Below are 22874 nucleotides of genomic sequence, written 5' to 3' on the forward strand. Positions count from 1 at the left end.
AACCCCGGCCCCGCGCCGGGGTTTTCCGTTGCACGACGGGCCTTTGAGGGCGAGGATGCGCTCGGAGGTGCCCGCATGACGTTCCCCACCCTGACCTTCCACGGCGCCGCGCGCGCGGTAACCGGTTCGTGCTTCCGGCTCGAAACCGCGACCGGGACGCTGCTGATAGATTGCGGCATGGTGCAGGGCTCGAAGACCGAGAAAGAGCTGAACTACCGCCCCTTCCCTTTCGACGCCGCCAAGATCGACGCGGTGCTGCTGACCCATGCCCATATCGACCATTCCGGGCTGCTGCCCAAACTGGTGCGCGCGGGCTTCGCCGGGCCGATCCACGCGACGCGGGCCTGCGCCGATCTGTGCGGCGTCATGCTGCCCGATTCCGCGCATATTCAGGCGCTCGAGGTCAAGCAGCTCAACCGCCGCCGCGCGCGCTGGAACCGTGACACGGTGACGCCAATCTACGACGGCGAGGATGTCGCGCGCACCATGGCCCAGTTCCGGGGCGCCGATTACGGCGAGTGGATCGCGGTCCTGCCCGGCACCCGCGCACGGTTCTGGAATGCGGGGCATATGCTGGGCTCGGCCTCAATCGAGATCGAGGTGATGATCCCCGGCCACCGCGACCCGATGCGGCTGTTGTTCTCGGGCGATATCGGCCCGGCCTTCAAGCTTTTGCATCCCGATCCCGAAGGCCCGTCCGGGCTGGACTACGTGATCTGCGAAAGCACCTATGGCGGCACCGACCGGCTCTCGGCCTCGGACGAGGTCCGCCGCGCGCTTCTGGGCGAAGAGATCCGCGCGGCGATGCGGCCCGATGGCGTGCTGCTGATCCCCTCTTTCGCCGTCGAGCGCGCGCAGGAACTGATCGCCGATCTGGCACGGCTGTTCGAGGACGGCACGCTGCCCGAAATCCCGGTCTATCTCGACAGCCCACTGGCCGCCCGCGCGACCGAGATCTTCGACCGCCACCACCGTATCCTTGAAAGCGGCGGCGCGCTCAGCCGGGCGGTGCATGCGTCTTGGCTGCATATCACGCAGGATGTCGAAGAGTCGAAACGGCTCGACGCGATCGACGGCTTCCACATCGTCATCGCCGCCTCGGGCATGTGCGAGGCCGGGCGCATCCGTCACCGGCTGAAGCGCTGGCTGTGGTCCGAGGCCGCGACGGTGATGATGGCAGGCTATCAGGCGCAGGGCACGCTGGGACGCATTCTGCTCGACGGGGCGAAACGCGTACGCATCCATGGCGAACCGATCGAGGTGCGCGCCCGCATCCGGGCGATGGACCTCTATTCCGGCCACGCGGACGGGCCGGAACTGCAAGCCTGGATCGCCGCCCGCGCGCCAATCCGGCAGGCACTGTTCCTGACCCACGGCGAAGCGCCCGCGATGGACGCGCTGGCGCAGGCCGAAGCCGAGGCTCTGTCGCCCTTGCCGGTGCTGCGCCCGGTGCTGGACGAAGGCTTCACGCTGACCCCGGCGGGCCCCAAAGCCCTGCCCGACAACCCGCGCCGCCCCCCGCCCCGGCTGCGGCCCGACGCGGTGGCAAGCCTCGACTGGCACAACGATGTGTCGAAACTGTTCCTCGACCTCAACGAAGCCCTGAGCGGCGCGAGTGACGAAAAAAACCGTGCCGTGCTGATCCGCCACCTGCGCGCGGCGCTTGAGGAGTGGCAGGGCAGCCACCCGGATTGAGACATGGCCGGCTTCTGGCAGGCCGGGGCCAAGGGGGACTGTCTGCCCCCCTTGGAACCCCCCGAGGATATTTGTGGATTAAAGATGGGCCTTCAGAGTTTGTTAACCCTGCGCATCTTTGATCCATAAATATCCTCGGGGGTGAATTGGCCGCAGGCCAAGAGGGGGCAGACAGCCCCCTCTCATCGCCCCGCGCTTATGCCGTCGGCAGTTTGTAATCCTTGAACTCTTCGCGCAGCTTGTTCTTCTGCATCTTGCCCGTCGCGCCCAACGGAATCTGGTCGACGAAGACCACGTCATCGGGCGTCCACCACTTAGCGATCTTGCCGTCGAGATGAGCGAGGATGTCGTCCTTCGTTACCTCGGCGCCGGGTTTCTTCATCACCACCAGAAGCGGGCGCTCGTCCCATTTCGGGTGATGGGCGGCGATGCAGGCGGCCATGGCGACGCCGGGATGGCCCATGGCGATGTTCTCGAGATCGATGGACGAGATCCACTCGCCGCCCGATTTGATCACGTCCTTGGTACGGTCGGTGATCTGCATGAAGCCGTCAGGATCGATGACCGAGACGTCGCCCGTCGGGAACCAGCCCAGCCCCGCCTTGTCGAAGCGCAGAATGTCGTCGCCGTGGCGGTTGTAATAGCTATCGACGATCCACGGGCCGCGCACCAGAAGTTCGCCCGAGGTTTCGCCGTCCCAGGGCAGTTCCTCGCCCTCGGGGCCGACGATCTTCATGTCGACGCCAAAGATCGCCCGGCCCTGTTTCGAGAGCACGGCGAAACGCTCTTCGCCTTCGAGGTCTTCCTGCCCGCCTTTCAGCGTGCAGACCGTCCCAAGCGGCGACATTTCGGTCATGCCCCAGGCGTGCAGCACCTCGACCCCGTATGTCTCGTCGAAGGCGCGCAGCATGGCGGGCGGACAGGCCGACCCGCCGATCACCGTGCGTTTCATCGTCGAGAAGCGCGCGCCCTCGGCTTCGACATGCGCGAGCAGCCCCTGCCACACGGTCGGCACGCCCGCCGAGACGGTCACGCCTTCGGTCTCAAACAGCTCGAACAGCGATTTTCCGTCCATGCCCGGCCCCGGAAAGACCAGCTTCGCGCCCACCATCGCCGCCGAATAGGGCAGGCCCCAGGCATTGACGTGGAACATCGGCACCACCGGCAGGACCGAGTCGCGCGACGACAGGTTCAGCGCATCGGGCGCGACGGCCGCATAGGCGTGCAGCACGGTCGAACGGTGGGAATAGAGAACGCCCTTGGGATTGCCGGTCGTGCCCGAGGTGTAGCACAGCGACGAGGCCTGATGTTCGTCGAATTGCGGCCAGTCGTAGTGATCCGAGGCGGCTTCGACCAGCTCTTCATAGCAGATAAGCCCGGGGATCTTTGTCTCGGCGGGCATATGCGCGCGGTCGGACATCAGCACGAAATGCTTGACCGATTCGTAGCGATGCGCCGTCGCCTCGATCAGCGGCAGGAATTGCAGGTCGAAGAAGATCGCCTGATCGCCCGCATTGTCGGCGATCCAGACCAGCTGATCGGGATGCAACCGCGGATTCAGCGTGTGCAGAACCATGCCCGCACCCGAAGCACCGTAATAGAGTTCGAGATGGCGGTCGGTGTTCCATGCCAGCGTGCCGACGCGCTGGGTGGCTTTCAGCCCCAGCCCTTCGAGCGCATTGGCGAGCTGGCGCGAGCGTTTCGAGAGGCCTTTCCAGGTCGTGCGGTGGATATCGCCCTCGGGGCGGCGCGTGACGATCTCGCGGTTGCCGTGGTGGCGTTCGGCATGCACCAGCAGGCTGGAAATCAGCAGCGGCTGGCTCATCATCTGACCAAGCATTCAGGGTCCTCCCTTTGTCTGCCTTATGCCTAACCCCTGCGCCGGGACGGTCAAGATACCAGACGCAGGACGCCACGTCGCAGCTTTTGCTGCCCGCGAGTCACCCGGTGGGTTTGCCATGCAAATCGCCTGTCGGGTAACAGTACGTGGCGCTGCCATGGCGAACTTGTCCCATAGTGGTTCCTTCCATTCCGTCGAATGGATCGCACCAGATGCCGGGACTGAACACGGGATAGGCTTCATCAATCGCAATGGCTTGCGTTGGTCCGATGCGCCGCCAGAGTCTGGTCCAACAAAGACCCTCTACAACCGATGGGAGCGCTGGAGCGACATGGGTGTTTTCGCCCGGATGATGGAAGGGCTTGCTGCCGAGGCCGCCGACCCGAAGACAGTGATGATTGACGTGAGCAGGCGAACGCCATGCGTTCGAAAGAGCCTGCGCAAGTATCTCAAGGCGCGCCGCACGGCTTCGAGCCTGCGGTTGAAAAAAGGGGGCGTGGCAGGCTGATTGGGCGGACAAAGGGTGGCATAAAAACCAAGTTGCATGCCGTCACGGACGCGAAGGGCCGCCCGACCAAGTTCTTCGTGACAGCCGGTCAGGTCAGCGACGACACCGGTGCGGCGGCCCTGCTGAGCAGCCTGCCAGGGGCCGAATGGCTGTTGGCCGATCGGCGCTATGACGCCGACTGGTATCGTGAAGCCCAGCAGGACAAGGGCATCAAGCCTTGCATCCCGGGCCGGAAGTTCCGAAGCAAGCCTGTCAAATACGACAAGCGCCGCTACAAGCGGCGCAACCGCCCCTCTCGGGACATCGCTTTGCGATGCACTGTCGGGCAGTGATGCGAGATCATGCACGGCAAGCTCACGGAGTGGCGCCGCGTTGCGACCCGCTACGACAGGAGCCCGAACGTCTTCCTCTCAGCCATCGCCCTCGCCGCAACTGTCATCTTCTAGTTTTGAAAGACAACGAGGCTGGAGCCTAGCAGTCAAGCGGATTGCCCGCTGCTAAAGAGATTCACGCGAATCCTGACACCAAGCGAAGACGCCTACGAAGGCCGCGCTTCGCCCCAGAAATACGGGGTCGAGCCTGTCGACCCTCAGACATACGCTCTCAGGTCGAAGGCTCAATCGTCTGCTCGCTCTGCCCGTTCACCTCAGCCACCCTAAGTTCCAGGCGCGCCCTGAGCCGGGCGACTCCGCCCTGAACAAAGGCCACGCGGACGACCTTAGGCACTTCCGATTGCCTGGTTTGGATCAGCAGGAACGGTTGTCGGGCATCTCTGACACTCCCGACTCTGCCGAGGGCAAGTTCCCCGTGCATCACGGCAACAATATCGCGGTACCTGATCACTTCCTTGCCGACGCGAAGGTGATCGTCGTAGAGCGCCGCGAACGCATGCCGGGAAAAAGGGATACACGCCAAGCCGATCAGCACACCGACGCCGGCGAAGGACACACCGAGATCATCTGTTATGCCGAGGTAAGTACCGTACAGGATGAAGCAGACCGCGGCGACGGCCAGAATCCTTGGAAATATCGGATCGATGCGGAAGATCTCAGGGGGGCGGTTGCTGACCATGGCTCAAGGTCGCACAGGGCATAACAGCGCGCAACAAACCGATCATCAGGCCCAACCCTTTTCGCAAAGGGGATGAACTTTCAATGCTGGAGCTGCTCCAGATACGTGCTGAGCTAGGAACCGCAGACGCGCTTGTCCGCATTGTGTCAGGCCTGCACCAGGGCCAGCGCCAGCACCGCGACATCGAGCCTGTCTCCGGCGCTGACATCGGCCTGACGCCCGATGGCGCATTCGCGCGGCGGGCTGTCCCCGATGCTCAAAGTATGGCCCAAAGGCAAACCAGAGATCCTTATCTCGCGTCCACCCGACGCAATGCTGTAGATCACCGGTAGACCACCAGCGATCCCTGCCCCATCGGGATCCCCCTGCCGATAGCAGAACGGCAATGGATGCACGAAGAACGAACGCCCCGGTTCCAGCAGCGCCGAGACTTTCGCCTCGACCGCCGTTGCGCCGGGTTCCTGCATGGCCAGCGTCACTTTGCCCGTCCATAGCCGCTCGGCAAAGCGGGCGGTTTTGATGCTGCCCCCGCGTCTCCGGCTCATCGCCAGCGACGCGGACAGATGGAATTCGCATTCCGCCACGGGCAGCCCGGCGAAGAACTCGTCCAGCGCGAGGGGAAAGGTCAGAGCCATCAGCGGCACCTCGGGTTGGACTGGATCTCGCGCACGCGGCCCGGAAGCGCGCGGTCGAAGCGGCTGAGGCCGGTCTTGACGCCTTGGGCCACCAGGTCCATGACGTGCTGGTCCCCATTCGCGCCGTCACCATTCACGTTGATACTGACGCAATCCACGCCCTAGGCCACACGGCCGCCGCGGAATTGGCCGCGCTCGGCTGCAGCGATGAGCTGATCATGTCCGCCAACGGCCATTCCAGCGCCCGCATGGTGGCCCACTTTACGCAGGCGCCACGCGGCAGCGCGCCCGCGCCACCGAAGCCCAATCCCGGCGCGGGAACAGAAAGGGGCCAGAAAACGAATCTTGAAGCACCCGTTAAAACGGCTTCGGATTTCTCTTGCAACCATGCCGTTAACGTGTTGAAAGAAAACGGTTAGGCCGCTTGCTGGAATGGTAGACAGACCGGACTTAAAATCCGTTGCCCGGATGGGCGTGTGGGTTCGAGTCCCACAGCGGCTACCAGCCCTCAAGGTCTTGGCTGTTACGACTTCTCTTTCCCTCGACCCCGCGCAGAAACGTCTGCGGCTGGCACGCAGGTGACGCCTGCGTCCTGATAGCCCTGACAGACGACACTGCCCCGCGCGGCGCCCATTCAGGTTGATGGAGCGCAGCCACGCGAACTCATTCCGCGCCCCGGCGCGCTCAGTCCTCCGCCCGCTCGATCAGGGGCGGGGTGAAGACGCGGATTTCGGGCAGCGGACCAGTATGTTTGTCGACCTGCACCAGGCAGGATTGTGCGGTCGGGCCCATGGCCAGCCGCGAGGTCGGGCGGTCGGCGCATAGCACGTTGGGATTGCCGTGGCGGTCGATGCCGTCCTCGTCGGGGTCGTACCACGCGCCGGTCGGCAATTGCACCACGCCCTGCATCAGGGCGTCGGTCACGCGCACGCCCACAAAGGTCTCGCCGCGATCGTTGTAGACCCGCGCGATATCGCCGTCGGTCAAGCCGCGCTGCGTGGCATCGGTGCAGGACATGATCATCACCTCGCGCCCCTCGATCTTGGCGTCGCGACTGGCGCGGCCGAAATCGAACTGGCTGTGCAGCCGGTTCTGCGGTTGCGGCGACAGCAGGTGCAAGGGAAAGCGATAGGCCAGCGGCGCGCCCAGCCATTCCTTGCGCTCAAGCCAGACGGGATGGCGCGGGCAATCGTCATAGCCGAACGAGGCGAGCCGCTCGGAACTGAGCTCGATACGCCCCGAAGGTGTGCCCAGCGGCGCGCCGAGCGGGTCGTTGTGGAACTCCTCGAGCGGATGCGTCGAGCGGGGCAGCTGGTCTGTCACATCCACCACTTCGAGCGTGCGCAGGGTTTCGAAATCGGGAAGCTGGATCCCCGCCGCCGCCGCGTTGTCGCGGCTTTGCTGATAGATATGGCGGATCCAAGTGGCGCTGTCGCGGCCCTCGGTAAAGGCGTCATGGGTGCCCATCCGCCGCGCGAGATCCGAGAAAATCGCGTAATCGTCGCGCGCCTGCGCATAGGGAGCCGCCGCCTGCGCGCTGAACGAGACCGATTGGCCCAGACCGCAGACCACGTCCTCGCGTTCCAGAAAGGTGGTCGCGGGCAGCACGATATCGGCGCGCCGCGCGCTGGCGGTCCAGACGGAATCCTGCACGATGATCGTCTCGGGACGCTCCCACGCGCGTTCGAGCTTGGCCAGATCCTGATGATGGTGATACGGATTGCCGCCCGCCCAATAGACCAGCCGGATATCGGGATATTGATAGCGCTGGCCATCGTAATCGAAGGGCGCGCCGGGATTGGCCAGCATGTCCGCGATGCGGGCGACGGGGATGAAGGCCTCGACCGGGTTAGAACCCTGCGGCAGCTTCCCCCAGCTGAAATTGACCCGCCGGGTGCCGAAAAGCCCGCGCCCGTTATTGCCCCATGACAGGCCCACGCCCCCGCCCGGCAAGCCGATCTGGCCCAGCATGGCGGCCAGCGCGATCCCCATGAAATAGGGCTGTTCGCCGAATTCGGCGCGCTGCATCGACAGGCTCAGCGCGATCACCGTGCGTCGCCCGACCATCTTGCGCGCGAGCGCCCGGATTTGCCCGGCCTCGACCCCGCACAGCGCCGCCGCCCAGTCAGCGTCACGCACGCATCCGTCTGCCTTGCCGGTGATATAGGCGGCGAGATCGTCGAACCCGACGGTGTGGCTGTTGAGGAAGGTCTGATCGCACAGATCATGCGTGATGAGTTCATGCGCGATGCCCATCATCAGCGCGACATCCGTGCCGGGGCGGATCGGCACCCAGGTCTGATCCATATAGGCCGGCACGTCCTGCCGCATCGGGCTGATATTGACCAACTCGATGCCGCGCTCGCGAAACTGCGACAGCAGCGCGCGGTCGTTGTGGCGCAGCACGCCGCCGGGCACGACCTGATTGTTATGCGGACAGACCCCGCCAAAGGCGACCATCAGGCTGCCATGGGCCAGGATTTCCTCGTAGCTGGGCTCGATGACGGTATAGGGCGAAAGGCCCAGAACATGCGGCACGATCACCTCCGCCGCGGCGGCGGAATAGGAATTGCGCGAACTGACATAGCCGCCGATCCCATTGAGAAATCGGTGGACCTGACTTTGGGCGTGGTGAAAGCGGCCGGCGCTGGCCCAGCCATAGCTGCCGCCATAGATCGCCTCGTTCCCCATGGTGCTGCGGACGCGCTCAAGCTCGCCTGCGACAAGGTCGAGCGCGGTGTCCCACGACACCGGCACGAACGGGCCCTGCCCCTTGCTGCGCCCGGTGCCATCGCGGGTTTCCAGCCAGCCCTTGCGTACCATCGGCTGCGCGATCCGCACCGAGGTGTCGAAGCCGTCAGCCAGCGAAGCGCCATAGCACGACGGGTTGTCGTCGCCCTCGTAGGGCTGCACGTCGCGGATGCCCGAGGCATCGGCGGAAACCCGGAAATGGCCCCAATGCGTGCCAACGAGGGGGGTGCGCGCGTGTCCGTCCATGCTGTCTCCTCTCTGTCTCGTCCCATGCGGTTCTGCGCCGCTTGTCAATGACATAGTCGCGCTTGCCGCCGGGACCGGCGGCGGTGGCAGCCTTAACCGGGCCCGGGCGGCGCGGCCACCATCGCCAGCGCGTGATCGGTCAGCGCGGGCAGATCCAGCGCGCCGCCGGGCTGGTACCAGAAGCTGGTCCAAGCCAGCGCACCATGCAGCAATTGGCGCAAAACCGCAGGGTCGACGCGGGTGAGACCCTCGTCGCGCGCGCTTTGCAGCACCGAATGCCAGAGCGCGAAATAGGCGTCCCGTCCCGACAGCAGCACCGCCTGCCGCTCGGGCGACAGCGCGCGCCATTCGTGGAATAACACCGCCGTCGCATCCGCGCAGGGGCCGTGCAGATAGCTCAGCTCGACCGCAATCAGCGCGCGCAGACGGGCGCGGGTATCCGGCGCCCCGGCCAGTTCGGCGCGAAGATCCTCAAGCATCGCCGCGATCACCCGCTCCATCACGCCAAACAGGATCTCTTCCTTCGAGCGGACGTGATGGAACAGACTGCCCGACAACAGCCCCATCTCGGCTCCGATCCCGCGCACCGTCGTCGCGCGGTAGCCCTGCTGCCGGAACAGCCGCGCGGCGGCAGCCAGAAGCCGGTCACGGGAATTCTCGGGATCGAAAAGTTGCGCGCGCATGATCTTTGTTAGCGCAAGTTCCCGGCTGAAACAACCAAGCGCTTGCTTGGTCGCTGATGACTCGCTAGCCTGCCCCCGAGGGAGGACCTTATGGCCGATGCCGCAATCATCACCTGTGCGCTGACGGGCGTCTTGACCGATCCGCGCCTCCACCATGTTCCGGTGACGCCCGCCGAACTGGCCGCCAGCGCGCGGGAGGCATGGGAAGCGGGCGCGGTCTGCATGCATGTGCATTTCCGCGATCAGGCCGAGGGGCGCGGTCACCTGCCAAGCTGGGACCCGGCGCTTGCCGCCGAAATCGCCGCTGCGATCCGCGAGGCCTGCCCCGGCGTGATCCTGAACTTTACCACCGGGGTGACGGGCCGTGACCAGTCGGGCCCGATCGCCTGCCTGCGCGCAGGTCGCCCAGAGATCGCCGCCTGCAATGCAGGCTCGCTCAATTACCTGAAAACCCGCTCGGACGGCAGCTGGGCCTGGCCGCCGATGCTGTTCGATAATCCCGTCGAGAAAGTCGCCGAGATCGTCGAGGCGATGGCCGAAACCGGGACGAAGCCGGAATTCGAGTGCTTCGATACCGGCATCGTCCGCTCGGTCGGGATGTTCGCCGAAACCGGCATGGTCCGCCGCCCGCAGGTAAATTTCGTGATGGGCGTGGCCTCGGGCATGCCCGCCGATCCCGACCTGCTGCCGCTCTTGCTGCGCTATCGGCCCGAAGGCTGTCCGTGGCAGGCCACGGTGATCGGCCGGGCCGAAATCTGGCCGCTTCACGCCCGCGTGGCCGAACTGGGCGGGCATTTGCGCACCGGGCTCGAAGACACGTTCTATCTGCCCGATGGCAGCCGGGCTGCGGGCAACGGCGCACTGATCTCGGCACTGGCCGATACCGCGCGCGCGGCAGGGCGCAAGCTGGCCTCGGCGGACGAGGCGCGCCGGATCTGGGGGCTGGGATGAGCGGAGAATGCGGAGCGGGGGGCCGTCTGCCCCCCGCGCCCCCCGAGGATATTTGGAGATTAAAGATGGGGGCGCGATCGTGGCGGTTCTGACATCCCTGCTGGACGAAGGCGCGCGCGCGGCCAATGCGGCGGCGATGGCGGACGCCATGGCGCCCGTCACGGCGGTGCGCGATGCGGTCGAGGCGGCGGCGGAAGGCGCGCGTGCACGGGCGGAATCGCGCGGGCAATTGCTGCCGCGCGAAAGGCTGGCGCTGCTTCTGGACCCCGGCGCGCCTTGGCTGGAGCTGTGCCCCTATGCCGGATGGAAACGCTATGGCGACCGAGACGGGACCGGGGCGGGGGCCGGGGCGATCGGCGGGATCGGGCGGATCTGCGGGCGGTCCTGCGTGGTGGTGGTCGACAATTCCGCGGTCAAGGGCGGAACGGTAACGCCCGACGGGCTGGCCAAGAAGCTGCGGCTGCAGGAAGTGGCGCTGGAAAACCGGCTGCCGCTGGTCAGCCTGAGCCAGTCGGGCGGCGCCAATCTGCAATATGCGCATGAAGTCTTCATCCCCGGCGGGCGCGGCTTTGCCAATCAGGCGCGGCTGTCGGCGCGTGGCATCCCGCAGGTGACGGTGGTGCATGGCTCGGCCACGGCGGGGGGCGCCTATCAGCCGGGCCTGTCGGATCACGTGATCATGGTGCGGGGTCAGGCGACGATGTATCTGGCCGGCCCGCCGCTGCTGAAGGCCGCGACCGGCGAGGTGGCAACCGATGAAGAGCTGGGCGGGGCTTTGATGCATACGCAGGTTTCGGGCGTCGGAGATTATCTGGCCGAGGACGATGCCGACGGCATCCGGTTGGCGCGCGACGTGATCGCGGCGCTTCCCTGGCCCGAAGACGCGCCAACCGTGGCTTTCGCGCCGCCGCTCTATCCCGCGGCGGATCTGGCCGCGCTGGTGCCCGCCGATGCCAAGCAGTCCTATGATTGCCGCGAGATCATCGCGCGGCTGGTGGATGGCTCGGACTTTCTCGACTTCAAGCCGGGTTACGATGCCGCGACAGTTTGCGGGCAGGCGCGGATCGAAGGGCACGCGGTGGGCATCATCGGCAACAATGGCCCGATCACCGCCGAGGGCGCAGCGAAGGCGGGGCAATTCATCCAGCTTTGCGATCAGGCGGGGATGCCCCTGCTGTTTTTGCACAACACGACCGGCTTTCTGGTCGGCACCGAGCCCGAGCGCGCGGGGATCATCAAGCATGGCTCGAAAATGATCCAGGCGGTGGCGAATGCGCGGGTGGCGAAGCTCTCGGTCGTGGTCGGGGGCAGCTATGGCGCGGGCAATTACGCGATGTGCGGGCGCGGCTTCGATCCGCGCTTCCTGTTCGCCTGGCCGAATGCGCGGACCTCGGTCATGGGACCGGCGCAGGCGGGCCAGGTGATGCGCATCGTGTCGGAAGCCAAGATGCGCCGCGCCGGTGCGGTTGATGACGCCAAGCTGGACGCGCTGGAACAGGGGACCACGGCGATGCTGGCCGAGGCGACGACGGCACTGGCCTCGTCCGCGCGGCTGGAAGACGACGGGATCATCGCGCCCGAGGCCACGCGCAACGTCCTGGCGCTGGTTCTGGGCGTGATCGCGGGCGAAGACGCGCGGGTAACGCGCGAGACCACGTTCGGGGTGGCGCGGCTATGAAGATCCTGATTGCCAACCGGGGCGAGATTGCCCTGCGGGTCATGCGCACCGCCCGCGCCCTGGGCTATGGCTGCGTGGCGATCCACACGCCGGACGAGCCCTCGGCGCCGCATGCGCGCGCGGCGGATCTGGCGCGGGTCGTGCCCTCGTATCTGGACGGGGCGGCGATCGTTGAGGCCGCGCGCGCAAGCGGCGCGGCGATGGTCCATCCGGGCTATGGCTACCTGTCCGAAAATGCAGACTTCGCGCGGGCCTGCGCAAAGGCCGGGCTGGTCTTCATCGGCCCCTCGCCCGAGGCGATCGCGCTGATGGGCGACAAGGGTCGCGCCAAGGAGGCCGCGCAGGCGGCTGGCGTCCCCTGCCTGCCCGGCGGCGACGCCAGCGATGCGGGTGCCATCGGCCTGCCGCTGATGGTCAAGGCGGCGATGGGCGGTGGCGGCAAAGGGATGCGGCTGGTCACGCGCGACGCCGATCTGTCTGAGGCGCTGGAACGCGCGGCGTCCGAAGCCGCCAAGAGCTTCGGCGACGGACGGCTGATCGTCGAGAAAGCGCTGCTCGACCCGCGCCATGTCGAGGTGCAGATCTTCGGCGATAGCCATGGCAACGTGGTGCATCTGGGCGAGCGCGACTGCTCGATCCAGCGCCGCCATCAGAAGGTGGTCGAGGAAGCGCCTTCGCCCGCCGTCGATGCCGATCTGCGCACACGGATGGGCGCGGCGGCCATCGCGCTCGCCCGCGCCTGCGATTATGTCGGTGCGGGGACGGTGGAATTCCTGCTGGAAGACGGCGAGTTTTGGTTTCTGGAAATGAACACCCGTCTGCAGGTCGAACATCCGGTGACCGAGGCGGTGACCGGGATCGACCTTGTCGACTGGCAGATCCGCGTCGCGCGGGGCGAGGCGCTGCCGCTTACGCAAGACGAGATCGCGCTAAACGGCCATGCCATCGAGGTCCGGCTCTATGCCGAGGACCCGGCGCAGGACTTTCTGCCGCAGACCGGGCGCGTGCTGCGCTGGCAACCCGGGCCGGGCCTGCGCTCGGACGATGCGCTGGCCGAGGGGATCGAGATCGGCGCGGGCTATGACCCGATGCTGGCCAAGCTCATCGCCCATGGCCCGGATCGTGAAACCGCGCGGATGCGGCTGGCCGAAGGGTTGGATCACACGGCGCTTCTGGGTCTTGGCAGCAACCTGTCCTTCCTGCGCGGCGTCGTCGGGCATCCGGTTTTTGTCGCAGGCGCCGCCACGACCGCCTTCCTGATCCGCGATGCCGCACCCGACGCCGTGTCGCTGCCCGATCCCGCGCTTCTGGCACTCGCCGTATTGGTGCTGGCGGGCGCCCCCGCGCCGCGTTTCGGCTTCACCACCGGCCCCGCCCCTGTCCTGACCCGGCGCTTCGAGATGGGGGGCAGCACTCATTCCGTTACCCTGACGCTCGACGGCGCGACAGCGCGTCTGCCCGATGGACGCGCCGTGACGCTCGAAACCCGCGAGCCGGGCCAGATCCGCGCGCGCATCGACGGCGTGGCGCGCGCCCTGCCCTGCGTCACCGCGGGCGCGACGGTTTATTTGGGCGACCTGATCCTGCGCGATGTCACTCTGGCCCCCGCCGAGACGCGCGAGACGGGCGGCGACGGACGCGTGCTGGCACCGATGGCGGGCAGCGTCACGGCCCTGTCGGTGGCCGAGGGCGACAGCGTGGCCCAAGGACAGACGCTTGCCGTGCTTGAAGCGATGAAGATGGAACATCCGCTGCGCGCCCCGGTTTCGGGCCGGATCGCGCGGCTGTCGCTGGCCCACGGGGCGCAGGTTCGCGCGCGCCAGCTTCTGATCGAAATCGACCCGCAGGAGGACCCATGATCGAACTGTGGCACAGCAAGGATTCGCGCTCGCTGCGCGTTCTCTGGACGCTGGAAGAGCTGGGGCTGGACTATCGGCTGCACACTCTGCCCTTCCCGCCGCGCCTGCACGACCCGGATTTCACGCAGATCAACCCGCTGGGCACCGTGCCCTATCTCACCGATGGCGAGACACGGATGACCGAATCCAGCGCCATCGTTCATTACCTGACGCGCGTTTACGGCGCGGGCATGCTGGATGTGGCGCCCGGTGATCCGGCCTATGGCGACTGGCTGAACTGGATGTACCACGCCGATGCCACGCTGACCTTCCCGCAGACGCTGGTGCTGCGCTACGGTCGGTTCGAGCCGGCCGAGCGGCGCCAGAAACAGGTGGTCGAGGATTACACGCAATGGTTCTTCTCGCGCCTGAAACTGGTGAACGCGCGGCTCGACGGGGCCGAGTATCTGTGCGCCGGGCGCTTCACCGCCGCCGATATCACGGTGGGCTACGCGCTCTATCTGGCGGATGTCATCGGGCTTGGCGCGCATCTGAAACCGCAGACGCGCGGCTGGCTTGAGCGGATCACCGCGCGCCCGGCTTTCGCGCGCGCCAATGCCCATGGCACAAGCTTCGCGGAGTAGCCCATGCAATTCGACCTGACCGACGAGCAGCGCACGATCTATGACGCCGCTTTCCGCTACGGCGAGGCCGAGCTGCATCCGCTTTTCGCGCGTATGGACGATGACGACTGGTACCCGCCGCAGCTGATGCGCAAGCTGGGCTCGGACGGCTATCTGGGCTTGACGGCGCCGGTTGAGCAGGGTGGCGCGGGGATGGACCTGCTGTCGGCGGGGCTGGTGGGCGAGGCCTTCGGTTACTGGAACACCAATGCCGCCTTCATCTGGGGGCCGCATGAAAATCTTTGTCTCAACAACCTGTTGCGCAACGGCACGCCCGAACAGATTGCCCGTTTCGCGCCCGGCCTGATCTCGGGCGAGACGATTGGCGCACTGGGCCTGACCGAACCGGGCGCGGGCTCGGACGCGCTGGGGTCGATGGCACTGAAGGCGGTGCGCGACGGCGACGATTACGTGCTCAACGGGCGCAAGATGTTCATCTCGAATGGGCCGGTTGCCGATGTCGTGCTGACCTATGCCAAGACCGACCCGGCCAAAGGTGCGCGCGGGATTTCGGCCTTCATGGTCGAAACGGACACGCCCGGATTCTCGGTTGCGCAGACGCTGACCAAGATGGGCTGGCGCGGCTGCCCCACGGGCGAATTGGTGTTCGACGACGTGCGCGTCCCGGCCGCGAACCTGCTGGGGGCCGAGAATGGCGGCGTCGGCATCGTCATGTCGGGCCTCGATATCGAGCGGGCGTTTCTCGGCCTGCCCTATATCGGCGCAGCGCAACGCTGTCTGGACCTGTCGCTGGATTACGCCGCGACGCGGCGGCAATTCGGCCGGGCGATCGGGACTTTCCAGATGATCCAGTCGCATCTGGCCGAGATGGCCGTCGCCATCGAGAGCGCTCGAAGCTACAACTATCAGGCCCTCGCCGCCTGTGATGCCATGAACCGCGGTGACGGTGGCCGCGGATCGATCCACCGGCTCTGCGCGGGGGCGGTGCTGCACGGGGCGGCGATGATCGCCAGGGTCACCGATCTCGCGGTGCAGATCCATGGCGGCTCGGGCTTCGTGTGGGAAACCGAGGTCAACCGCCACTACCGCAATGCTCGCATCGCGTCGCTTGGCGGTGGCACCACCGAGGTCCGCAAGATCATCATTGCCGAGGAACTGTTCCGCGCCCGCGGGCTGAAGCTGTCCTAAAGGCGAAACCCCACGGCAAAAATCACGGGCGACCAGAAGCGCCGGCGCCCTCTCCCGGTTATTCTGCCGCCGTGACGGCGCTATGATCCTCGGGCCGCAAGACCCGTGAATGACGGCACCAGAATGCCCCCGCTGCACGTGAAGGGTTGCCTTGCTTCCGGGGCCCGTCATCCATCGCAATGACCGACCCGTGACCGCGCGCGGCATTCTGCTTCACGCAGGAGCCGCAGCCAAAGCGATGAACCAGAGCCAATGGCATTGAAGGATGCGGGCCGCCTGCGCCTTGTCCGGTTCAACAAACCTCGGGTGCCCGGACGATGCCGCGTGCGACCCGCGGCGGGATCGCGCCGCCCTGGTCGACCGTGGTCCCCGGCGCGCCAACGCCACTGACCACGCTCGCTTGCGCGCGCTCTGTTCGCCCCGCTTCCTGGGTACCGGCAGGCCCGGCGCCCGTCTCTTCCTCCGCGCGCCGGATCGCGACGTCGTTCTGCTTGACCCAGTGCAGCGCGTCATCGGCGTCGCGCAGGCTGCTTTCCAACGCCATCGTCGCCGGAACATAGAGCACACAACCTATCAGCAGCGCGGGCTGATAGACCTGATCATCGGCGGTGACCGGCGGCATCGTCGCGACCGCGCGGTGGATCCGTTCGGCCAGCGCGCTCAGTGCGGGCTCGGTCAGGTTGGGCACCGCGATCATGAATTCATCCCCGCCCAACCGCGCCACATGCGCGCCGCGTGCCTGCTCGCCCGCCTTGCCAATCTCGCCTTCGATAACCGCTGCAACATCGCGCAGCAGGGCGTCACGTTCGCGGTGACCGAAACGGTAATCGGCGGTCTTGAACCGGTCGAGATCGCACAGCATCAGCCCCGCCACATCGGCCTTCAGCCCAGCCATCGCCACCTCGAACCCCTTGCGGTTGAGCAGCCCCGTCAACGCATCCTGCCGGCTCATCGTCTGGACGCGCCGCAACTCGCGCGCGATGAAGATGCCCAGAATGAAGGTGATCTGGAACATCCCCCAACCCAGCCCGCCGAACAGTAGGCCGATCAGCGCGGCCTCGTCGGCATCGGGCGCGAGCAGCGTGGCATAGATCCACCCCGCGCCCATCGGCAGAACCAGCGCGCCCCCGGCCATCAGCCGCAACGCCCGACCAGCGGGTCCCGGCAGGAACAGCGGTGAGAACAGGCTGCGGTCGCGCAGCCGCAGCGCCGCCGAAAGCGTCAGAATGAAACCACACAAGGTAGACCAGAGCGACAGATCGCCGTCCCACAACGCGCCCGCCATCGCCAGATCCACAACCGCAACATTGGTCATTGCCAGCAGCGCGGTGACGAACAGCGCCGAGACCAGCCGGTTCTGGCGCGCACTCAGCACCGCCAGCGCACAGGTGGCGATGAAGATCAGCGACTTGGTCGAGACATGGCCGTTCAAGCCCAGTTGCGACAGCTCGGCCGCCTGCAGGGCCGCATCGGCGGAACCGCCCAACAGCCCGGTGAAACGGTCTGCCAGCACCAGCCCGCTGCCCAACGTAATGGCCGCGGCGAGCGTGGTGCGCAGTACACGCGACGGCACGCGACCGGGATACGACAGGAAGGCCAGCGCGAGATAGGCCAGCGCGGTGGGCAGGGCCAGAGCCGGCCGGTCCGAGCCAGACCCCGCCATCAGGTTGGCCCCGAAGCCCAGCGTCACCAGCAGCATCACCACGATCGGTGCGCTGCGGGACAGACGGTCGCTGACACGTTGCGGCATGGCGATGCCCCCTTTTGACTGTGTCTCAGGGATAAAGACCACGGCTTAACAACCGATGAAGCTGTGGTAGCGAGCACCCGACCATTGTTCTTGATATTGAAACAATCCGGCCTGCGGCCCGCTCCCACGCTTTAGTAGCCGAACAAACATCCTCCTTGCGCCCCAATAGCCGGGCGGAACGCGCCGATCCGCCGCATTCGCGAAAAAAAGACGGGTGTGGGCGCTAACGTCTTCGTGCCGCCATTGTCGTGACCCATTCGCCCGCGTATCCCTTTGACCAACAGTCAATTCAGAGGGGACCCGCCATGCGCGCCACCAGAACCGTCCAGAAGATCCTCGCCAATTACGAAGGCGAAACCCCCGGCGTGAAGGCCAATCTGTGCCGCATGCTGATGCAGGGCAAACTGGGCGGCACGGGCAAGATGATCATCCTTCCCGTGGACCAGGGATTCGAGCACGGCCCGGCCCGCTCGTTCGCGCCCAACCCGGCGGGTTACGACCCGCATTATCACTACCAGCTGGCGATCGATGCCGGCCTCAACGCCTACGCCGCCCCGCTGGGCGCGCTGGAAGCGGGCGCCGACACGTTCGCGGGCCAGATCCCGACGATCCTGAAGGTCAACTCGTCCAACTCGGTGATGTCGGACACGGCGGGCAAGAACCAGGCCGTGACCGCTTCGGTCGATGACGCGCTGCGCATCGGCGCCTCGGCCATCGGCTTCACCATCTACCCCGGCTCGGACATGGCGCTCGACATGTTCGAAGAGATCGTCGAGATGCGCCGCGAGGCTGCGGCCAAGGGCGTGGCGACGGTGATCTGGTCCTATCCGCGCGGCGAAGGCATCACCAAAGAGGGCGAAACCGCGATCGACGTCGCCGCTTATGCCGCGCATATGGCAGCACTTCTGGGGGCGCATATCATCAAGATCAAGCTGTCGACCGACCACATCATGCAGCCCGAGGCCAAGAAGGTCTACGAGAAGGAAGGGATCGACATCTCGACCCTGCCCGCGCGCGTGAAGCATTGCGTGCAATCCTCGTTCAACGGGCGCCGGATCATCGTCTTCTCGGGCGGCGCCGCGAAGGGCACGGATGCGGTCTATGACGACGCCCGCGCGATCCGCGACGGCGGCGGCAACGGCTCGATCATCGGCCGCAACTCGTTCCAGCGCTCGCGTGAAGATGCGCTGGCGATGCTGGGCAAGCTGGTCGATATCTATCGCGGCAAAGCCTGAACGCGCGCCGGATTTCTGCAGATCGAGAGGGGGGCTTTCTGCCCCCCTTTTTGCCTGTCGGCAAATTCACCCCCCGAGGATATTTGGGGATTAAAGATGGGGCCTTAATGCCCCGTTAACCCTGCATCTTTGTTCTCTAAATATTCTCGGGGGAGTCCAGAGGGGGCAGACAGCCCCCTCTGGCCGAGTTCAATCAGAGGGCGCGCCAGCCGGGGGATCGAGCAGCGCGTCGATGAGGCGGGCGCTTTCGGCGGTGGCGCTTTGCAGCCGGCTGAGAAGCCTCTCGAGATCCTCGCTTCCGGTCTCGCGCAGAACGAGAGCGCAGGCGCCCTCGCCCAGCGCCTCGGGGTCGAGCACGCGGTCGGCCAGCAACCGTGTCGCGCCATGCAGGTGCCACAACAGCCGGTAGGCCGCGAGGATCGCGCTTTCCGCCGCGCCATCGATCAGGCCCGCGCGTTTCCCGGCGCTGAGCTGGGCTTCGATCCGGCGGGCGGGCGAGGCCGATTGCAGGGCCAGCGTCTGGGCCAGCAGCTCGATATCCTGCAGCCGCCCTGCCCCGTTCTTCGCGTCGAGCGCGCCCTCCGATGGCTTGGCCGATCTCAGCCGCGCGCGCATGGCGGAGACATCGGCGCGCAGCGTCTCGCCCTTTGCCTTCTCGGCCAGCAGGTCGCGGCGGAAGGCTTCGACCTCGTCGCCCAGCGGCACCGAGCCCGCAACACGCCGCGCGCGGGTCAGCGCCAGATGTTCCCAAGTCCAGGCCTCGCCCGACTGGTAGCTCTTGAAAGCGCTGAGCGCGGTCGCCACCGGACCCTGCCGCCCCGAGGGACGCAGGCGCATATCGACCTCGTAGAGCCGTCCCTGCGCCATCGGCGCCGACAGCGCCGTCACCATCGCCTGCGTCAGCCGCGCGAAATAGGCGCGCGCGCCCAAGGGCCGGGGCCCTTCCGAACTTTCCTGACCATCCGCGTCGTAGATCACGATCAGGTCGAGATCCGAAGTCGCGTTGAGCCGCCCGCTGCCCAGCGATCCCATCCCCAGCACGACCGCACCGCGTCCGGGTGCGGGGCCGTGCTTGCGGGCGAATTCGGCGCCGACCACCGGCCAGATCGCGGCCAAAACGGCATCGGCCAGATCGGCATATTGCTTGGCCGCTTCGAAGCTATCGATCAGGCCGCGCAAATGGTGAACACCGATGCGGAAATGCCAGTCCTTCATCCAGGCACGGGCGGAGTCGAGCCGGGCCTCGTAATCGGGTTCGCTATCGAGCCGCGCGATCAATCCCTGTGTCAGCTCGTCGCGTCCCGGCCATTCCGAGAAGAAGCGCCCGGCGATCACCGCCTCGAAGACCTCGGCATTGCGCGACAGGTACTGGCCCAGAGCAGGCGCGGTCGACAGGATATCGCCCAGAAGGTCGATAAGCGTCGGATTGGCTTCGAACAGCGAGAATAGCTGCACGCCCGCGGGCAGACCGGCAAGGAAGCGGTCGAAATTGACGATGGCATCGTCGGGCACGGGGGCCTTGAGCAGCCGGTTCAGGATCTCGGGTTCGAGCCGGGCGAAGATGTCCTGCGCGCGGTTCGACCGCAGCGCCGGATAGGCGCGCCAGCCCTGCACGATTCCGCGCTGCTGGTCGCTCAGCACCGGGCGCGGGGTGGATGCCTGCGGCGCGGCGCCGGTTTCGCCGGGTTGGAAGAAATCCTCGGTCAGATCGGTGACGGCTTCGAGCCGCGCGCGCAGATCCTTGCGGAAAGCGTCGGTATCGCCCTGCCCCGAGAACCGCGCGAGGCGGTCCCATTCCTCGGGTGTGCGCGGCAGGATCTGGGTCTGCGCGTCATGCACCATCTGCAGCCGGTGTTCGAGCTCGCGATGCGCGCGGTAGGCGTCGGTCAGTTGCGTGGTGACGGCTTCGGGCACCCAGCCCTTGTCCGCGAGCGCGGCCAGCGCGCCCACCGTGTCGCGGTGGCGCAACGCCGGGTCGCGACCGCCTGCAATCAACTGGCGGGTCTGGGTGAAGAACTCGATCTCGCGGATCCCGCCGCGTCCCAGCTTGAGGTTATGCGATTCCAGCGCGAGCGGCCCTGACAGGCCCTTATGCTCGCGGATCCGGCGGATCATATCATAGGCGTCCTCGATCGCCCAGAAATCCAGATGCCGGCGCCAGACGAACGGGCGCAGCACCTCCTGAAACTTCGCGCCGGCCTCCAGATCGCCCGCGCAGGGCCGCGCCTTGATCCAGGCCGCGCGCTCCCACGTCCGGCCAAGGCTTTCGTAATACCGCTCGGCCGCGTCCATCGAGATACAGACCGGGGTGACCGAGGCGTCGGGCCTGAGCCGCAAATCGGTGCGGAAGACATAGCCCTCGCCCGTGGGGTCGTTCAGCATCGCCGAGGCCTTGCGCGTGGCGCGGATGAAGGCCTGCCGCGCCTCGTGCCAGTCGTCGGGATCGAAGCGGCTTTCGTCAAACAGGCAGATCAGGTCGATATCGGACGAATAATTCAGCTCACCTGCGCCCATCTTGCCCATCGCGAAAGCCACCATGCCCGCGCCGTGTTCCTCGTCCCCCGGCTGCGCGCCGGGGATTTTCTTGCGGCGGATTTCCTCGGCCAGATGGGTGGCGAAAGCGCGGTGGACGGCGGCGTCCGCAAAGCGGGTGAGCGCGCCGGTCACCTCTTCCAGCGACCACAGGCCGCCCAGATCGGCAAGCGCCACCAGCAGCGCGACGCGCCGCTTGCCCAGCCTCAGCGCCGATCCTGTCTCGGCAGGTCCCTGCGGCTTGAGGGCGGCCATGATGCCCGCCATCGCCGCTTCGGGGCCCTGCGCGAGCGCGGCGCGCAGCCAGTCGGCGTCACGCTCGATCAGGCCCTTCAGGAACGGGCTGCAGCCCGCCGTGCCGCCCAAGAGATCGCGCAGTTCGGGGGCAAGGTCGGCAAAGGTCTGCGCAATATCCGCTGCCGCGTCGGGGTCGAAGGGCAGAGGCATGCGTGCGAGTCGGTTCGAAAAATCTCCCATCCGGTGATTTGCGCCGGGCCGGGCGGGAAGGTCAATGATCAGACCAGCGCCGCGCCTTCGCCATCGCCCTGCAGATCGCGCAGCGCCATGGGGGCCGAGGCGGTGACGATGAAGCCCTCGATCGCCGCGCCCCGGTCGTGGCGCAGCACCGCGCGCTCAAGCCGGATGGCGGTGAAACCCGCCGCCGCCAGCACGCCCTGCAGGTAATCCTGCGAATGGGCGAAGCGGCGGCTTTCGCGCAGCGTGAGCGGCGCCTCGCCCGCCTCGGCGCTGAAGGCCAGCACGCCGCCCGGCGCCAGCGAGCCCGCGCACCACGCGACGATGCGTTCCAGCGCACCCAGATAGACGAAGACATCGGCGGCAAGGATCAGGTCGTAGGGCGCGCCGATTTCCAGTGCGGACAGGTCGGCCTTTTGCAGCCGGTCGTAGAGCCCCTTGGCCTGCGCCTGCGCCAGCATCGCGCCCGACAGATCGCAGCCTTCCAGCCAGTCGACCGAGCCGCGCAGCACCTCGCCCGCAAGCCCGGTGCCGCAGCCCAGATCCATCGCCCGCCCGAAACGCCGCCCGGGATGCGCGCGTGTCAGCGCGTCGCGCAGAAGCCACGGCGCGCGGTAGCCCAGCTTGTCGACCAACGCGGTGTCGAAACGCTCGGCATACTGGTCGAACAGAGCCTCGACGAAGGCCTGCGGAATCGTCTCGACCATCGGCACCTTGCGCGCGAGGTCGCGTTTCAGCCCGGCGCCCAGCCGGTCGGCGGGATCGGCGGCGGTGGCGCGGTCCCATGCGGCGCAGGCCTCGTCCAAGCGGCCCTCGGCTTCCAGCCATTCGCCCAGCCGGAACCAACCCGCCGCCCAGAGCGGCGCGAGGTCCAGCGCCTGTGCCAGAAGCTCGGCCGCGCCGGCCCGGTCGCCGCCCGCTGCCAGTGCTTCGGCGAATTCGTACCGCCGATCCACGATCAGATCGCCCGAGGTTGACGCCCAAGCCGCCATGGTCTGCCATGTCCAAAAGGGGGAGCCGGGGGCATTGCCTGCCCCGCGCGGGACCCGGAAACACCGCCTGTCAGGCGCGGTGCAGCGCGCAGATAGGGCCGCGCCGCGCGCCGGTCAAGACGGGATGAAGCGGGGCCTTGCGATTACCGCCCAGCCTGCCACA

At 66.7% G+C, this 22874-nt stretch carries 16 protein-coding genes, 1 tRNA gene and 1 pseudogene; 10 read left to right on the plus strand and 8 right to left on the minus strand.

Annotated elements, in window-relative coordinates; genetic code table 11:
* Positions 1–75 precede the first annotated feature (75 nt).
* Complete coding sequence (locus JI664_RS01620) at positions 76–1695, plus strand: MBL fold metallo-hydrolase (RefSeq protein ID WP_207011953.1); 1620 nt, start codon at positions 76–78, stop codon at positions 1693–1695.
* A 196-nt stretch (positions 1696–1891) separates the two neighbouring features.
* On the opposite strand, the gene JI664_RS01625 is transcribed toward JI664_RS01620, so the two are convergent.
* Positions 1892–3535 carry a 3-(methylthio)propionyl-CoA ligase gene (locus JI664_RS01625; RefSeq protein ID WP_207011954.1) on the minus strand — a complete coding sequence of 548 codons (1644 nt, stop codon included), beginning with the start codon at positions 3533–3535 and terminating at the stop codon, positions 1892–1894.
* 229 nt (positions 3536–3764) lie between these two features.
* On the opposite strand from JI664_RS01625, the pseudogene JI664_RS01630 reads away from it, so the two are divergent.
* Positions 3765–4489: pseudogene (locus JI664_RS01630) on the plus strand (IS5 family transposase); the annotation flags it as partial.
* Positions 4490–4646: 157 nt separating this feature from the next.
* Here the strand turns inward: JI664_RS01630 and JI664_RS01635 are convergent.
* Positions 4647–5114, minus strand: coding sequence for a hypothetical protein (locus JI664_RS01635; RefSeq protein ID WP_207011955.1), 468 nt, complete (start codon positions 5112–5114; stop codon positions 4647–4649).
* Positions 5115–5260: 146 nt separating this feature from the next.
* Entirely contained in the window at positions 5261–5749 is a 489-nt protein-coding gene (locus JI664_RS01640) for a hypothetical protein (RefSeq protein WP_207011956.1), read from the minus strand.
* 104 nt (positions 5750–5853) lie between these two features.
* Between JI664_RS01640 and JI664_RS01645 the strand changes: the two genes are divergently transcribed.
* Together JI664_RS01645 and JI664_RS01650 are read left to right on the plus strand one after the other, a co-directional pair.
* Positions 5854–6168, plus strand: coding sequence for a hypothetical protein (locus tag JI664_RS01645; RefSeq protein ID WP_207011957.1), 315 nt, complete (start codon positions 5854–5856; stop codon positions 6166–6168).
* Positions 6168–6253 (plus strand) — tRNA-Leu (locus tag JI664_RS01650). The genes JI664_RS01645 and JI664_RS01650 overlap by 1 nt, the downstream gene beginning before the upstream one ends.
* 180 nt (positions 6254–6433) lie before the next feature.
* On the opposite strand, the gene JI664_RS01655 is transcribed toward JI664_RS01650, so the two are convergent.
* Both JI664_RS01655 and JI664_RS01660 read right to left on the minus strand, forming a co-directional pair.
* Positions 6434–8746, minus strand: a complete 2313-nt coding sequence (locus JI664_RS01655) for a molybdopterin-dependent oxidoreductase (RefSeq protein WP_207011958.1) — start codon at positions 8744–8746, stop codon at positions 6434–6436.
* 92 nt (positions 8747–8838) lie between these two features.
* A complete protein-coding gene (locus JI664_RS01660) occupies positions 8839–9429 on the minus strand; it encodes a TetR/AcrR family transcriptional regulator (RefSeq protein WP_207011959.1) in 591 nt (196 codons plus the stop codon).
* A 90-nt stretch (positions 9430–9519) separates the two neighbouring features.
* Here JI664_RS01660 and JI664_RS01665 point away from each other — a divergent pair, with 90 nt between their 5' ends.
* The 5 genes from JI664_RS01665 (at position 9520) to JI664_RS01685 (ending at position 15728) form a co-directional block, all read left to right on the plus strand.
* The gene (locus JI664_RS01665; protein ID WP_207011960.1) at positions 9520–10380 is read left to right on the plus strand and encodes a 3-keto-5-aminohexanoate cleavage protein; all 861 of its coding nucleotides are present in this window, start codon (positions 9520–9522) and stop codon (positions 10378–10380) included.
* 136 nt (positions 10381–10516) lie between these two features.
* Positions 10517–12058, plus strand: a complete 1542-nt coding sequence (locus JI664_RS01670) for an acyl-CoA carboxylase subunit beta (protein ID WP_207012097.1) — start codon at positions 10517–10519, stop codon at positions 12056–12058.
* Positions 12055–13917 carry a biotin carboxylase N-terminal domain-containing protein gene (locus JI664_RS01675; protein ID WP_207011961.1) on the plus strand — a complete coding sequence of 621 codons (1863 nt, stop codon included), beginning with the start codon at positions 12055–12057 and terminating at the stop codon, positions 13915–13917. The genes JI664_RS01670 and JI664_RS01675 overlap by 4 nt, the downstream gene beginning before the upstream one ends.
* The gene (locus tag JI664_RS01680; RefSeq protein WP_207011962.1) at positions 13914–14540 is read left to right on the plus strand and encodes a glutathione S-transferase family protein; all 627 of its coding nucleotides are present in this window, start codon (positions 13914–13916) and stop codon (positions 14538–14540) included. Before JI664_RS01675 ends, JI664_RS01680 begins: the two co-directional genes overlap by 4 nt.
* Before the next feature lie 3 nt (positions 14541–14543).
* Entirely contained in the window at positions 14544–15728 is a 1185-nt protein-coding gene (locus JI664_RS01685; RefSeq protein WP_207011963.1) for an acyl-CoA dehydrogenase family protein, read from the plus strand.
* 292 nt (positions 15729–16020) lie between these two features.
* Here the strand turns inward: JI664_RS01685 and JI664_RS01690 are convergent, their stop codons facing one another.
* Positions 16021–17478, minus strand: a complete 1458-nt coding sequence (locus JI664_RS01690) for a GGDEF domain-containing protein (protein WP_207011964.1) — start codon at positions 17476–17478, stop codon at positions 16021–16023.
* A 305-nt stretch (positions 17479–17783) separates the two neighbouring features.
* On the opposite strand from JI664_RS01690, the gene JI664_RS01695 reads away from it, so the two are divergent.
* On the plus strand, positions 17784–18713 hold the full coding sequence (locus JI664_RS01695; RefSeq protein WP_207011965.1) for a class I fructose-bisphosphate aldolase: 930 nt from the start codon (positions 17784–17786) through the stop codon (positions 18711–18713).
* 189 nt (positions 18714–18902) lie between these two features.
* Here JI664_RS01695 and JI664_RS01700 read toward each other — a convergent pair whose 3' ends face one another.
* The gene (locus tag JI664_RS01700; protein ID WP_286173753.1) at positions 18903–21692 is read right to left on the minus strand and encodes a bifunctional [glutamine synthetase] adenylyltransferase/[glutamine synthetase]-adenylyl-L-tyrosine phosphorylase; all 2790 of its coding nucleotides are present in this window, start codon (positions 21690–21692) and stop codon (positions 18903–18905) included.
* Positions 21693–21760: 68 nt separating this feature from the next.
* Positions 21761–22711: a class I SAM-dependent DNA methyltransferase gene (locus tag JI664_RS01705; RefSeq protein WP_207011967.1), complete on the minus strand. Its 951-nt coding sequence runs from the start codon at positions 22709–22711 to the stop codon at positions 21761–21763.
* Positions 22712–22874: the final 163 nt, after the last annotated feature.

Source organism: Rhodobacter sp. NTK016B, from assembly GCF_017303295.1.
Classification (GTDB): domain Bacteria; phylum Pseudomonadota; class Alphaproteobacteria; order Rhodobacterales; family Rhodobacteraceae; genus Pararhodobacter.

Excerpts from the sequence above, each read along its gene's own strand:
- JI664_RS01635 (WP_207011955.1), bottom strand. The coding sequence starts at position 5,114 with ATGGTCAGCAACCGCCCCCCTGAGATCTTCCGCATCGATCCGATATTT.
- JI664_RS01700 (WP_286173753.1), bottom strand. The coding sequence starts at position 21,692 with ATGCCTCTGCCCTTCGACCCCGACGCGGCAGCGGATATTGCGCAGACC.
- JI664_RS01655 (WP_207011958.1), bottom strand. The coding sequence starts at position 8,746 with ATGGACGGACACGCGCGCACCCCCCTCGTTGGCACGCATTGGGGCCAT.
- JI664_RS01620 (WP_207011953.1), top strand. The coding sequence starts at position 76 with ATGACGTTCCCCACCCTGACCTTCCACGGCGCCGCGCGCGCGGTAACC.
- JI664_RS01685 (WP_207011963.1), top strand. The coding sequence starts at position 14,544 with ATGCAATTCGACCTGACCGACGAGCAGCGCACGATCTATGACGCCGCT.
- JI664_RS01660 (WP_207011959.1), bottom strand. The coding sequence starts at position 9,429 with ATGCGCGCGCAACTTTTCGATCCCGAGAATTCCCGTGACCGGCTTCTG.
- JI664_RS01705 (WP_207011967.1), bottom strand. The coding sequence starts at position 22,711 with ATGGCGGCTTGGGCGTCAACCTCGGGCGATCTGATCGTGGATCGGCGG.
- JI664_RS01675 (WP_207011961.1), top strand. The coding sequence starts at position 12,055 with ATGAAGATCCTGATTGCCAACCGGGGCGAGATTGCCCTGCGGGTCATG.
- JI664_RS01690 (WP_207011964.1), bottom strand. The coding sequence starts at position 17,478 with ATGCCGCAACGTGTCAGCGACCGTCTGTCCCGCAGCGCACCGATCGTG.
- JI664_RS01665 (WP_207011960.1), top strand. The coding sequence starts at position 9,520 with ATGGCCGATGCCGCAATCATCACCTGTGCGCTGACGGGCGTCTTGACC.
- JI664_RS01695 (WP_207011965.1), top strand. The coding sequence starts at position 17,784 with ATGCGCGCCACCAGAACCGTCCAGAAGATCCTCGCCAATTACGAAGGC.
- JI664_RS01670 (WP_207012097.1), top strand. The coding sequence starts at position 10,517 with ATGGCGGACGCCATGGCGCCCGTCACGGCGGTGCGCGATGCGGTCGAG.
- JI664_RS01680 (WP_207011962.1), top strand. The coding sequence starts at position 13,914 with ATGATCGAACTGTGGCACAGCAAGGATTCGCGCTCGCTGCGCGTTCTC.
- JI664_RS01640 (WP_207011956.1), bottom strand. The coding sequence starts at position 5,749 with ATGGCTCTGACCTTTCCCCTCGCGCTGGACGAGTTCTTCGCCGGGCTG.
- JI664_RS01625 (WP_207011954.1), bottom strand. The coding sequence starts at position 3,535 with ATGCTTGGTCAGATGATGAGCCAGCCGCTGCTGATTTCCAGCCTGCTG.